The sequence below is a fragment of the Klebsiella sp. GB_Kp047 genome (assembly GCF_040065235.1).
Classification (GTDB): domain Bacteria; phylum Pseudomonadota; class Gammaproteobacteria; order Enterobacterales; family Enterobacteriaceae; genus Klebsiella; species Klebsiella quasipneumoniae.
Map to the genome: position 1 here is coordinate 55,257 of NZ_JBEAJG010000004.1, position 12,913 is coordinate 68,169.

The 12,913-nt window shown below is 58.0% G+C and carries 12 protein-coding genes; 7 read left to right on the forward strand and 5 right to left on the reverse strand.

Annotated features, from left to right (window positions below; all coding sequences use genetic code 11):
• Positions 1–2: 2 nt before the first annotated feature.
• Entirely contained in the window at positions 3–347 is a 345-nt protein-coding gene (locus tag ABLV76_RS03640; protein ID WP_002886724.1) for a gamma-glutamylcyclotransferase, read from the forward strand.
• Positions 348–492: 145 nt separating this feature from the next.
• Here ABLV76_RS03640 and ABLV76_RS03645 read toward each other — a convergent pair whose 3' ends face one another.
• Together ABLV76_RS03645 and ppa are read right to left on the reverse strand one after the other, a co-directional pair.
• Complete coding sequence (locus tag ABLV76_RS03645; RefSeq protein WP_231786871.1) at positions 493–1,680, reverse strand: hypothetical protein; 1,188 nt, start codon at positions 1,678–1,680, stop codon at positions 493–495.
• 74 nt (positions 1,681–1,754) lie between these two features.
• On the reverse strand, positions 1,755–2,285 hold the full coding sequence (ppa, locus tag ABLV76_RS03650) for an inorganic diphosphatase (RefSeq protein ID WP_002886766.1): 531 nt from the start codon (positions 2,283–2,285) through the stop codon (positions 1,755–1,757).
• A 403-nt stretch (positions 2,286–2,688) separates the two neighbouring features.
• On the opposite strand from ppa, the gene ytfQ reads away from it, so the two are divergent.
• The 4 genes from ytfQ to yjfF all read left to right on the forward strand — a co-directional run bounded on the left by ytfQ (position 2,689) and on the right by yjfF (position 7,292).
• The gene (gene ytfQ / locus ABLV76_RS03655; RefSeq protein ID WP_002886769.1) at positions 2,689–3,645 is read left to right on the forward strand and encodes a galactofuranose ABC transporter, galactofuranose-binding protein YtfQ; all 957 of its coding nucleotides are present in this window, start codon (positions 2,689–2,691) and stop codon (positions 3,643–3,645) included.
• 123 nt (positions 3,646–3,768) lie between these two features.
• Positions 3,769–5,271, forward strand: a complete 1,503-nt coding sequence (gene ytfR / locus ABLV76_RS03660; protein ID WP_008807146.1) for a galactofuranose ABC transporter, ATP-binding protein YtfR — start codon at positions 3,769–3,771, stop codon at positions 5,269–5,271.
• 10 nt (positions 5,272–5,281) lie between these two features.
• The gene (gene ytfT / locus ABLV76_RS03665; protein ID WP_004206491.1) at positions 5,282–6,307 is read left to right on the forward strand and encodes a galactofuranose ABC transporter, ATP-binding protein YtfT; all 1,026 of its coding nucleotides are present in this window, start codon (positions 5,282–5,284) and stop codon (positions 6,305–6,307) included.
• Positions 6,294–7,292, forward strand: coding sequence for a galactofuranose ABC transporter, permease protein YjfF (yjfF, locus tag ABLV76_RS03670; RefSeq protein ID WP_002886825.1), 999 nt, complete (start codon positions 6,294–6,296; stop codon positions 7,290–7,292). Before ytfT ends, yjfF begins: the two co-directional genes overlap by 14 nt.
• Before the next feature lie 44 nt (positions 7,293–7,336).
• On the opposite strand, the gene fbp is transcribed toward yjfF, so the two are convergent.
• The gene (gene fbp, locus ABLV76_RS03675) at positions 7,337–8,335 is read right to left on the reverse strand and encodes a class 1 fructose-bisphosphatase (protein ID WP_004206493.1); all 999 of its coding nucleotides are present in this window, start codon (positions 8,333–8,335) and stop codon (positions 7,337–7,339) included.
• A 175-nt stretch (positions 8,336–8,510) separates the two neighbouring features.
• Between fbp and mpl the strand changes: the two genes are divergently transcribed.
• Both mpl and ABLV76_RS03685 read left to right on the forward strand, forming a co-directional pair.
• Positions 8,511–9,884, forward strand: a complete 1,374-nt coding sequence (gene mpl, locus ABLV76_RS03680) for a UDP-N-acetylmuramate:L-alanyl-gamma-D-glutamyl-meso-diaminopimelate ligase (RefSeq protein ID WP_004206494.1) — start codon at positions 8,511–8,513, stop codon at positions 9,882–9,884.
• Positions 9,885–9,952: 68 nt separating this feature from the next.
• Positions 9,953–10,480 (forward strand): GNAT family N-acetyltransferase, encoded by a 528-nt coding sequence (locus ABLV76_RS03685; protein WP_049092289.1) that lies wholly within the window; start codon positions 9,953–9,955, stop codon positions 10,478–10,480.
• Between the two features lie 47 nt (positions 10,481–10,527).
• Here ABLV76_RS03685 and ABLV76_RS03690 read toward each other — a convergent pair whose 3' ends face one another.
• Both ABLV76_RS03690 and yjgA read right to left on the reverse strand, forming a co-directional pair.
• Positions 10,528–11,736, reverse strand: a complete 1,209-nt coding sequence (locus ABLV76_RS03690; RefSeq protein WP_048322773.1) for an aldose 1-epimerase family protein — start codon at positions 11,734–11,736, stop codon at positions 10,528–10,530.
• Between the two features lie 566 nt (positions 11,737–12,302).
• Positions 12,303–12,854 carry a ribosome biogenesis factor YjgA gene (yjgA, locus tag ABLV76_RS03695; RefSeq protein ID WP_004206498.1) on the reverse strand — a complete coding sequence of 184 codons (552 nt, stop codon included), beginning with the start codon at positions 12,852–12,854 and terminating at the stop codon, positions 12,303–12,305.
• Positions 12,855–12,913 lie beyond the last annotated feature (59 nt).

Genomic DNA, 12,913 nt, shown 5'->3' on the forward strand with positions numbered 1-12,913 from the left:
CAATGCGAATATTTGTTTACGGCAGTTTACGACGCAAACAAGGCAACAGCCACTGGATGACCAACGCCCAGTGGCTGGGCGCTCATAGTGTCGACGATTATCAGCTGTACAGCCTGGGCCACTATCCAGGCGCGGTGCCCGGCGAAGGCACAGTACATGGTGAAGTTTATCGTATTGATGCATCGACGCTGGCCGAACTGGATGCGCTCCGCACCAAGGGGGGCGAGTATGCGCGCCACCTGATTCAGACGCCTTACGGCAGCGCATGGATGTATGTCTATCAACGTTCCGTTGAGGGTTGTACGTTGATAGCGAACGGCAACTGGTTGGATCGCGACCAGTATTAACCATGACAGCGCCACCTTCGGGTGGCGTTGTTTTTTTCTGCGCCTACCTCTTACCAGAGCGGAAGATAATCCTTCGCCAGCCACGCTGTGGAAGCCAGCGTCGTCAGCGCGAGGAATACTAATCGTCGTGTTGGGGTGCTGAACATTACATGACCTCCTCTAGCGTGGTAGGAGGGGCAGCCCCCCGCAGGTAACGCCGCATCGCCGATCGCAGCTTCAGCCAGTCAGCCACCCGGTGTGACAATAACCAGGCCGTTGGGCCTATCAGCTCCAGCACCGCCAGTACCCCGCCAAAACAGAGTAACAATAAGGACAGCATGTCCAGTGAATCCTGAACCTGCCACCAGACGCGCCGGCCTGACTGAAGGGCGCTGACGAGTTCTACCCCGAGAAATAACAGATACATCACCAGCGCGAGGCCGTAAAACAGGTAATAGAGCAGCGACAGCTGTCGGCGTCCAGGATAGAGCGGATGGTTTTTTATATAAGCCGCGCCGTCGCTGGCATTGTATAGCGCATGGATCGCCCGGCTGTCGCGCTCGTATACGGCGAGGATGCGATCGCCGGTGGCAAGAAACGGCGGCTGACGACGGTAAAACACCGGATGCAGCGCGAAATTAGCGCAGCCTGCCTGCCACCAGAAGGCCAGCGGCAGGGAACCGCATTGTATCCCGAGGCCGTGATATTCGCGGGTTGGATTGCCTGCATACCACTTCTTAAAGTGGGTGTCGGTGATGATGTCTGCCTGAGTGGCATAGCGTTCCGGCAGGGCTTGCGTAAAAGGCATTGCCGACTGGCGGAGGGCTTGCGTCGTGGCGGGTAGCGGCTGGCAAAAGGAGACGTCGCGGCGGCGAGCCATTGCCATCTTCGCCAGCAGATCGCGCATGGCGGGGTGCCGTTTTAGCGCCGGGTGGAACAGTCGCTCGTAGAGCCCGGTTAACAGCGCGATGAAGGCCAGTATCGCGATAATGCCGCAGCCGAACCTACCCCATTCCGAGGCGCTCACCAGGAGCGGGATAAGGGTGACGATGAGCGTCAGCAGGCTGATAAACAGCAGCGGGCGGGCCCAGCGCTTTACGCGTTGACTGGGCTCAAGGAGCGTTTCGCCATCGCTGAGCCAGTGGATCCAGTAACTGCCGTTGTCCAGGCGGCGGGCGCCAAGATGCAGGAGCTGATTGATCTTCAGACGGTCAAAAAGTGCGGGGTCGTTAAAATAGCGTTTATCGGTATAAAAGACATGCTCGCCGGCGATAAGGCGCAGATACCCCTGTTTTTCAGAGACGGCGGTCGTGAAGCCAGAAAAGTTAAGAGTGAAATAGCGAACGCTTTTCACGGGACACCCTCCATGGTGTTATCGCGGCAATCCGTGCCGCAATCAGGCAGGGGATGACCCTGCCTGAGACAGAATTACTTCTGCTTAGCGCGCTCGAAAGAGGCAACGATTTCGGCTTTCGCCGCTTCCGCGTTGTCCCAACCGTCGACTTTAACCCACTTGCCTTTTTCCAGATCTTTGTAGTGCTCAAAGAAGTGAGTGATCTGGGCTTTCAGCAGTTCCGGCAGGTCGTTCACATCATTGATGTGATCGTATTCTTTGCTCAGCTTGGTGTGCGGTACGGCAACCAGTTTCGCGTCTTCACCGGATTCGTCGGTCATCTTCAGAACGCCAACCGGACGGCAGCGGATCACGGAGCCCGGCTGCAGCGGGTACGGAGTCGGGACCAGCACGTCAACCGGGTCGCCGTCCAGGGAGAGGGTGTGGTTGATGTAGCCGTAGTTGCACGGATAGAACATCGCTGTGGACATGAAACGGTCAACGAACAGTGCACCGCTCTCTTTGTCGACTTCGTATTTGATAGGGTCTGCGTTCGCCGGGATCTCGATCACGACGTAGATGTCTTCCGGCAGATCTTTGCCCGCAGGTACGTTGAGTAAGCTCATGTCTGTTTCCTTTAAAATGTATGGCAAACAAGTGCTCGGTATTATAGCCAACTCACATCGAATGTCTTCGCTTCTTTTTCCCGATCTCGCCGCGGAGTGCTCTGAATTTTGCACGCCATAATGACATGAAAATCCATAAACATAGCCACATCATGAATAAATTTATGTAACCGTTTTCATTGCATGTGATTGATTTATCAAACTGCTTAAAAAAACGTCACAAACCGCCGCTGCCGCGCTCCCCGCGAAGCCTTATCCGCTCTCCGCTGGGCTATTGGGCTGTAATTAACATCTCATTTACTTTTTTGAAGTGTGATGTAACGCATTCAGTTACATCACCGATTGTCTATAGTTTGTCCGCAGGTGAGACTTTAACCAACAATAACCCTACGAGGATACCCTTATGTGGAAGCGCTTACTTCTTGTCACAGCAGTTTCCGCAGCTATGTCGTCTATGGCGATAGCTGCCCCGCTAACCGTAGGTTTTTCGCAGGTCGGTTCTGAATCCGGCTGGCGTGCGGCGGAAACCAGCGTCGCGAAAGAGGAAGCCGCCAAGCGCGGTATTACGCTGAAGATCGCTGATGGTCAGCAAAAACAGGAAAACCAGATCAAAGCGGTGCGCTCCTTTATCGCCCAGGGGGTTGACGCGATCTTCATTGCGCCGGTGGTGGCCACCGGCTGGGAGCCGGTGCTGAAAGAGGCGAAAGAGGCCAAGATACCGGTCTTCCTCCTCGACCGTTCCATTGATGTGAAAGATAAAGATCTCTACATGACCACCGTGACCGCCAACAACGTGCTGGAAGGCCAGCTGATTGGCGACTGGCTGGTGAAAACCGTCGACGGTAAGCCGTGTAACGTCGTTGAACTGCAGGGCACCGTCGGGGCCAGCGTGGCCATCGACCGTAAGAAAGGCTTCGCCGACGCTATCGCCAAAGCGTCGAATATCAAAATTATCCGCTCTCAGTCCGGCGACTTCACCCGCAGCAAAGGGAAAGAGGTCATGGAGAGCTTTATCAAGGCGGAGAATAACGGCAAAAACATCTGCATGGTATTCGCTCATAACGACGATATGGCCATCGGCGCCATCCAGGCCATTAAAGAAGCCGGTCTGAAGCCGGGCAAAGATATTCTGACCGGCTCCATCGACGGCGTGCCGGATATCTATAAAGCGATGATCGCCGGCGAAGCCAACGCCAGCGTCGAGCTGACGCCGAATATGGCCGGCCCGGCGTTTGATGCGCTGGAGAAATACAAAAAAGACGGCACCCTGCCGGAGAAGCTGACCATTACCAAATCGACGCTGTATCTGCCGGATACGGCGAAAGAAGAGTTAGAGAAGAAGAAAAATATGGGCTACTGAGTGGCTAGCCCCTCATCCCGGCCCTCTCCGCAAGCGGAGAGGGTAACAGGCAGCGTTCCAGTAACCCCGGCAAGCAGAGCGCGAACCGGGGCAACCTGACATCATTTGAAGGTGATATCGATTATGAGCGCCGAGGCACACCAGGAGATCCTTCGCACCGAAGGACTCAGTAAATTCTTCCCCGGCGTTAAGGCGCTGGATAACGTCAACTTTAGCCTGCGGCGCGGCGAAATCATGGCCCTGTTGGGCGAAAACGGCGCCGGAAAATCGACGCTGATCAAAGCGCTTACCGGCGTTTACCATGCCGATCGCGGCACCATCTGGCTGGAAGGCCAGGCCATTTCCCCGAAAAATACCGCCCATGCCCAGCAGCTGGGGATCGGCACCGTTTATCAGGAAGTGAACCTGCTGCCGAATATGTCGGTGGCGGACAACCTGTTTATCGGCCGTGAGCCGCGGCGGTTTGGCCTGCTGCGGCGTAAAGAGATGGAGGCCAGGGCGACGGCGCTGATGGCCTCCTATGGCTTTTCCCTCGATGTGCGCGAGCCGCTGAACCGCTTTTCAGTAGCGATGCAGCAGATCGTTGCTATCTGTCGGGCTATCGACCTGTCGGCCAAGGTGCTGATCCTCGACGAGCCCACCGCCAGCCTCGATACTCAGGAGGTGGAGATGCTGTTTACCCTGATGCGCCAGCTCAGGGATAACGGCGTCAGCCTGATCTTCGTCACCCATTTTCTCGACCAGGTCTATGCGGTCAGCGACCGCATTACCGTGCTGCGCAACGGCAGCTTCGTCGGCTGCCGCGAAACCCGCGAGCTGCCGCAGATTGAGCTGGTGAAAATGATGCTGGGCCGCGAACTGGACCACAACGCCCTGCAGCGGGCGGGCCGAACCCTGCTGAGCGATAAGCCGGTGGCGGCGTTCGAAGGCTACGGCAAGAAAGGCACCATCGCCCCGTTCGACCTGCAGGTCCGTCCGGGCGAAATTGTCGGCCTCGCCGGCCTGTTGGGTTCCGGACGCACTGAAACCGCCGAGGTGATCTTCGGCATTAAAACGGCGGACAGCGGGAAGGCATGGATCAAAGGCAAACCGCAAACCCTGCGCTCTCCGCATCAGGCCTCCTGCCTCGGGATCGGCTTCTGTCCGGAGGATCGCAAAACCGACGGCATTATCGCCGCCGCTTCGGTGCGGGAAAATATCGTCCTTGCCCTGCAGGCGCAGCGCGGCTGGCTGCGGCCGATACCCCGGCGTGAACAGAACGAGATCGCCGAGCGCTTTATTCGCCAGCTGGGGATCCGTACCCCCAGCGCGGAGCAGCCGATCGAGTTTCTCTCCGGCGGCAACCAGCAGAAGGTATTACTTTCCCGCTGGCTGCTGACCAAACCGCAGTTCCTGATCCTCGATGAACCGACCCGCGGCATTGACGTCGGCGCCCACGCGGAAATTATTCGCCTGATTGAAACCCTCTGCGCCGATGGTCTGGCGCTGCTGGTCATCTCCTCTGAACTGGAGGAGCTGGTGGGTTACGCCGATCGGGTCATTATCATGCGCGATCGCCGGCAGGTGGCCGAGATCCCGCTCGCCGAGCTCTCTGTACCGGCGATCATGAACGCTATTGCGGCATAAGGAGTAACTCATGATGCCTCGATCTCTTTCGCAAACCGGCCCGGAGAAGCGACGCTTCACCTGGCCGAAGGGCACCCCGCAGATCATTGCTCTGCTGCTGGTTCTGCTGGTCGACAGCCTGGTGGCGCCCCATTTTTATCAGGTAGTGCTCCAGGATGGCCGCCTGTTTGGCAGCCCAATCGATATTCTCAACCGCGCCGCTCCGGTGGCGCTGCTGGCCATCGGCATGACGCTGGTGATCGCCACCGGCGGCATCGACCTGTCGGTGGGGGCGGTGATGGCGATTGCCGGCGCGACGGCCGCCTCGATGACCGTCGCCGGACACAGCCTGGCGGTGGTGCTGCTGGCCTCGCTGGCGGCGGGCGCGCTGGCCGGGCTGTGGAACGGCATCCTCGTGGCGGTCCTTAAGATCCAGCCCTTTGTGGCGACGTTGATCCTGATGGTGGCCGGACGCGGGGTAGCGCAGTTGATCACCGCCGGGCAGATCGTCACCTTTGATTCCCCTGCGCTGGCGTGGCTTGGCAGCGGATCGTTTCTGCTGTTTCCGACGCCAGTGATCGTCGCCGCTGCTACGCTGCTGCTGTTCTGGCTGTTTACCCGTAAAACGGCGCTGGGCATGTTTATCGAAGCGGTGGGGATCAATATCCGCGCGGCGAAAAACGCCGGCGTTAATACCCGCATCGTGGTGATGCTGGCCTATGTCCTGAGCGGCGTCTGCGCGGCGATCGCCGGGATCATCGTGGCGGCGGACATTCGCGGCGCGGATGCCAATAACGCCGGGCTATGGCTGGAGCTGGACGCCATTCTGGCGGTGGTCATCGGCGGCGCTTCGCTGATGGGCGGGCGATTCAACCTGCTGCTGTCGGTGGTGGGGGCGCTGATTATCCAGGGCATGAACACCGGGATTTTGCTCTCCGGCTTCCCGCCGGAGCTCAACCAGGTGGTGAAAGCGGTGGTGGTGCTGTGCGTACTGATTGTCCAGTCGCCGCGCTTTATCGGTTTACTGAAAGGGGTACGCGGCCATGATAAAACGTAATTTACCGTTGATGATCACCCTCGCGGTGTTTGTGCTGGGCTATCTCTACTGCCTGACGCAATTCCCCGGCTTTGCCTCGACGCGGGTGATCTGCAATATCCTGACGGATAACGCCTTCCTCGGGATCATCGCCGTGGGCATGACCTTCGTGATCCTCTCCGGCGGGATCGATCTGTCTGTCGGGTCGGTGATCGCCTTTACCGGCGTCTTTCTCGCCAAAGCGATTGGCTTTTGGGGAATATCACCGCTGGTGGCGTTTCCGCTGGTGCTGGTGATGGGCTGCGCCTTCGGCGCGTTTATGGGGCTGCTGATTGACGCCCTGAAGATCCCGGCCTTTATCATCACCCTCGCCGGCATGTTCTTCCTGCGCGGCGTGAGCTATCTGGTATCAGAGGAGTCGATTCCGATTAACCACCCGGTGTATGACACCCTGTCCGGGCTGGCATGGACCATTCCCGGCGGCGGACGCCTCAGCGCCATGGGGCTGCTGATGCTGCTGGTGGTGGTGGCCGGTATTTTTGTCGCCCACCGCACCCGCTTCGGCAATCAGGTGTATGCCATCGGCGGCAACGCGACGTCGGCGAATCTGATGGGGATTTCCACCCGCAGCGCCACAATCCGTATCTATATGCTCTCCACCGGGCTGGCGACGCTGGCCGGGATCGTCTTTTCCATTTATACCCAGGCGGGCTATGCGCTGGCGGGCGTCGGCGTGGAGCTGGACGCCATTGCCTCGGTGGTGATCGGCGGCACGCTGCTCAGCGGCGGCGTTGGCACCGTGCTGGGAACCCTGTTCGGGGTGGCGATCCAGGGGCTGATTCAGACCTACATCAACTTCGACGGCACCCTCAGCTCATGGTGGACGAAAATCGCCATCGGCATTTTGCTGTTTATCTTTATCGCGCTGCAGCGTGGGCTGACCGTGCTGTGGGAAAACCGGCAGAATGCGGCGGTGACGCGGGTGAGCGGGGCGGGGAGTCGCTAAGCGAGAGGCTCCTCCCGCAGGCGCGGGAGGAGCGGGCAGGGCGTTTAGGCGTCCGGGAACGACTTAATAAAGTTCTCGACGTCTTCCACCATGTGGTTGTTGCCGACGAAGAAGGAGCGGCGCTGGTGCAGGCTTTCCGGAACAATATCCAGAATACGCTCTTTACCATCGCTGGCCTTACCGCCCGCCTGTTCGGCAAGGAAGGCCATCGGGTTGCATTCATACAGCAGGCGCAGCTTACCATCCGGGTGGCTGGCGGTGCTTGGATAGAGGTAGATGCCGCCTTTCAGCAGGTTGCGGTGGAAGTCCGCCACCAGAGAGCCGATATAGCGTGAGGTATAAGGACGCTGCGTCGCTTTGTCTTCTTCCTGGCAGTACTTAATGTACTTCTTCACGCCCTGCGGGAATTTGATGTAGTTGCCTTCGTTAATGGAGTAGGTATTGCCCTTCTCCGGGAAGCGCATGCGCTCCTGGCACAGACAGAAGACGCCGAGGGACGGGTCATAGGTGAAGGCGTGGACGCCGCAGCCGGTGGTATACACCAGCATTGTCGAAGAGCCATAGACCACATAGCCCGCTGCCACCTGCTTGTTTCCCGGCTGCAGGAAATCTTCTTCTGTCACCGGCGTGCCAACAGGCGTCACGCGGCGATAGATAGAGAAGATCGTACCGACAGAGACGTTAACGTCGATGTTAGAGGAGCCATCCAGAGGGTCCATCAGCACCACGTATTTGGCGTGTTCACACCCTTCGAAGACGACAATCTCATCTTCTTCTTCAGAGGCGATCCCGGCAACAATATCGCGTGCTCGCAGTGCGGCTTTTAATTTTTCATTAGCGAACAGATCGAGTTTTTGCTGAACCTCGCCCTGAACGTTTTCAGCACCGCTGGCACCCAGGATATCGACCAGACCGGCCTTGTTGATATCGCGGTGGATGATCTTGGCGCCCAGCTTTATTGCTGACAACAAAGCAGTCAGCTCACCGGTGGCGTGGGAGAACTCGTGCTGCTTTTCAACAATAAACTCACCTAACGTTTTCATAACTCGTTCCCTGCATTTTTATGTTGAGTAAAACGAACGCAACAATCTTAACAAAGAATCAAAAAAGTGCGCACTGGTGAATCGCGCCAGCAAAATACAGATTCGCCTGAAATGCATTTCGCCAGGGCCCGGGATATGGGTAAAATGTGCCCCGGATAAGAGAAGGAAATGACGAATGCGCATTCATATTTTAGGAATCTGTGGCACGTTTATGGGGGGCCTGGCCATGCTGGCGCGCTCCCTCGGTCATGAGGTAACGGGGTCGGATGCTAACGTCTATCCGCCGATGAGCACCCTGCTGGAAAACCAGGGGATTGATTTAATTCAGGGCTATGACCCCAGCCAGCTGGAGCCCCGGCCGGACCTGGTGATCATCGGTAACGCCATGACTCGCGGCAACCCGTGCGTTGAAGCGGTGCTGGAAAACAATATTCCCTATATGTCCGGCCCGCAGTGGCTGCACGACTTCGTGCTGCGCGATCGCTGGGTGCTGGCCGTCGCCGGGACCCACGGCAAAACCACCACCGCCGGCATGGCGACCTGGATCCTTGAAGCCTGCGGTTACCAGCCGGGCTTCGTTATTGGCGGCGTTCCGGGCAATTTCGACGTCTCTGCGCGCCTGGGCGACAGCCCGTTCTTCGTCATTGAAGCGGATGAATACGACTGCGCCTTCTTCGACAAGCGCTCCAAATTTGTTCACTACTGCCCGCGGACGCTGATCCTTAACAACCTTGAGTTCGACCACGCGGATATCTTTGACGACCTGAAGGCGATTCAGAAGCAGTTCCACCATCTGGTGCGCATCGTGCCGGGCAAAGGCAAAATTATCCTGCCGGAGAACGACATCAACCTGAAGCAGGTGATGGCGATGGGCTGCTGGAGCGAGCAGGAGCTGGTGGGCGAGCAGGGCCACTGGCAGGCGAAGAAGCTGAACGCCGACGCCTCGCAGTGGGAAGTGCTGTTCGACGGTGAAAAGGTCGGCGAGGTGAAGTGGGCGCTGGTCGGCGAACATAATATGCATAACGGCCTGATGGCCATTGCCGCGGCGCGTCACGTCGGGGTACTGCCGGCGGATGCCGCGAACGCGCTGGGCAGCTTTATCAACGCCCGCCGTCGTCTGGAGCTGCGCGGCGAAGCCAACGGCGTCACCGTGTATGACGATTTCGCTCATCATCCGACGGCGATCCTCGCCACGCTGCAGGCGCTGCGCGGCAAAGTGGGCGGCACCGCGCGCATTCTCGCCGTGCTGGAGCCGCGCTCTAATACCATGAAAATGGGCGTCTGCAAGGACGATCTGGCGCCGTCCCTTGGCCGCGCCGATGAAGTGTTCCTCCTGCAGCCGCAGCATATTCCATGGCAGGTAGCGGAAGTGGCGGAAGCCTGCGTCCAGCCGGCCCACTGGAGCGCCGACGTCGATACCCTGGCGGAGATGGTGGTCAAAACCGCCCATCCTGGCGACCATATCCTGGTGATGAGCAACGGCGGCTTCGGCGGCATTCATCAAAAGCTGCTGGATAAGCTGGCGCAAAAAGCGGCCGCGGCAGAGTAAGCCCGAGCGCCTCCGGTCACTGCCCTCCGCGTGAGGGCAGTTTTGTTTTTACCAACAGGGAGGGTGTGATGCTGACCTGCGAAAGCGTACTAACTACCGACTCGCCCCATTTCGCCATGCTGGACGCGCTCTACGCACGCGCCTTTCCGTGGCACGAGCAGCGCGAAAGCGAGGCCAAACTTCAGGCGCTGAGCCACCCGCACTACGCGCTGGAGGCGTGGTTCGATGAGAACGTATTTATCGGCCTCAGCGGCTGCTGGCTGTTTGCCGGCTACGGTTATGTCGAACATCTGGCGATCGACGATACGCTGCGCTCCCGTGGCTATGGTAAACAGCTGCTGGCGCAGATCCTGACGCGCGCCCCGCTGACTATTCTGGAAATCGATCCGCTCACCAGCGAGATCGCCCATAAACGACTGCGCTTTTATCAGTCGATGGGATTTCACGCTAACCCCTGGGCGCATCGTCATCCCACCTATCATCAGGGCATCGTGGATCATGAGCTGCTGGTGCTGAGCTACCCGCAGCCAATCGATGAGCGACAGTACCAGCAGTTTGCCCGGGATCTCGGGCACGAGGTGATGGGGCGGGAGTAGCCCGGAACGGGGCGTCGCCCCGCTCCGGGAATTGACTGGTTACAACCTTACTCTTTGGCGATCGGCGTCTCGTTCTCCGCGACTTTATTGTCGCCCTGAATCTGCGCGATTTTCTGCTCAACGGCGGCCACCTGAGCGCTGTCGTGCAGCAGGGTGTAGGTCAGATCAAACTGCGCGCTGGCGCCCGGCTGCAGCTGCTTCACGCGTTTTTGCTCGCGTTCAATGGTCACCGGATAGGCGTAGCTGGTCCCCGGCTCGATACCGGTGACATAGCCCTGTTTGACGGTGTCGGTGTTTTTCCACAGTGTCAGGACCGGCAGCTGGCGGGTGTCGAACTGAATGGAGGCTCCTTTATCGCCCGCTTTGTTGACCACGGCGGCCAGCGTCTGGTGATTTTCATCGGCCAGCGGCTGAATATTAAACACCATCTCGTCAAAGTCTTTGGTCGGCCCCTGATAGGTTTGCCAGGTTTTTAATCCGCTCTTGGCGTAATCATTGAACGGGCTGATGCTGGACATCGGGGCGAGGAAACGCGCGCCTTCTTCCAGGATCGGGGTGCCGAAGTTGCTGTGGTAGATGATCTGGTAATCATGCGGATAGTCGGCGTGATTGGTTAAGACATCGTGCAGGCTGAAGCTGTTGCTGCCCGGGATATAGCGCAGCTCGGTCATGGTCTGCAGATCGGCTTTTTTGAAGGTGCTCTCTTTCACCAGCCCGCGGACGCGAATTTCATACGGCGCGCTGTCGGCCACCTCAACCTCCACCAGGGAGGCCGGCGTGTTGCCGGCTTTGCCGTGCAGGGTATAAATTTGCCCGTCCGCGGTGACCGGATGGCCGGTCCACTCATAGCCGCAGCGGACCATCATCTCGTTGAACCCTTCCAGCCAGCCGAGTCCGTTGCGGCTCTCCAGGTTGATAAACGCCGGGTTAACAACCTCTTTGACCGGCGAATCCCAGCCCATCCGGCTGCCGAAGCCTTCCACTCGCAGCAAGTTCATGCCCCGCGTCGGGCTGAGGGTGATAGTCAGGCCGTCTTTACTGCGAATGGTGAGGATTTTGCTGCCTTCCTGCTTGCCGCCGTGCAGGACTTTCTGCTCAATGCTGAACGTATGGTCTTTCACCTTCAGCTGATCGCTGCTGATCTGCCAGTTTCCTTTATCCATGCCCTCTTCAGCACTCGTCAGCACCCATGTTTTTGCCGCGGCGGAGCCAGAAACCAGCAGAGCGATAGCCGTCAGAACCAATGTCTTTTTCATTTTTATTCCCTTTTTGCTGAATCGATTGTGTCATTGACGTGTGAAATCTACCGGCATGGGGGTGATTAAAATGTGAAGCGCCTCACCTGGTGAGAAAGTGGCCGTTTTGAAGATGTTAAATGCGATAAGTGTCGTATTATTGTGCTAAGGCATGATTAATTATCACTACAAGATGTGATCTACATTGCTTTTAGCTTTAACGATTCAGCCGTGGTGAAGCAATAAACAAAAGTATCGTTGCGCGGATTAGGGGGACTCAGGAGATGCAGCGGGAACCCCCTGCTGGCGCGATGTTGGCGTTGAAGATGGGGAAGGTAGGCCGGATAAGGCGTAGCCGCCATCCGGTACAACGCCGGAAACGGCGCCGGATACAGTTTGCCCGGCGGCGCTGCGCTTGCGCGGGCCTACGGTGTTGAGCAAGCGTTTGATAAATCAGGTTAAGCAGCCTTTCGTAGGCCGGATAAGGCGTAGCCGCCATCCGGCACAACGCCGGAAACAGCGGAGTAGCCCGGATAAGGCGCAGCGCGCCGCCATCCGGGTGACTTGTGCGGCAAAAGCGGCGGGAATTAGCCTTCGTTTTCCGCCAGTTCGCGCAGATACTGGAAGATCAGGCGCGCGGATTTCGGCGGTTTGTTGCCTTCTTTCTCTTTCTTCGCATTGCGGATCAGGGAACGCAGCTGCTGACGGTCAGCATCTGGCCACAGGTTCAGCACTTCAGCTACGGCGTCATCCCCGTCGTCAATCAGTCGGTCACGAATCTGCTCCAGCTTGTGGAACAGCGCAACCTGCTGGTTGTGGCGGTTTTTTAGCTTATCCAGCGCCTGACGAATCGGATCGACATCGCGATTGCGCAGCATCTTACCGATAAGCTGCAGCTGGCGGCGGCGACCCTCTTTTTTGATTCGCTGGGCGAGTTCGATGGCGTCGCGCAGGTCAGTATCCAGCGGAATTTTATCCAGCGCGTTTTTCCCCAGGTCAACGAGTTCAGCGCCAAGACGCTTCAGTTCTTCCGCGTCGCGCTTAATTTCACTCTTACTGACCCAGATAATTTCATCGTCTTCATCCTCGATATCATCACCGGGAACGTCGTCGAGCCAGTCTTCGGGCTGCTTTGTCATCTCAGGCTCCTTAAAAAAAGAGGCTAATGTTACCAGTTAAGGCGCGCACTGAAAAACGG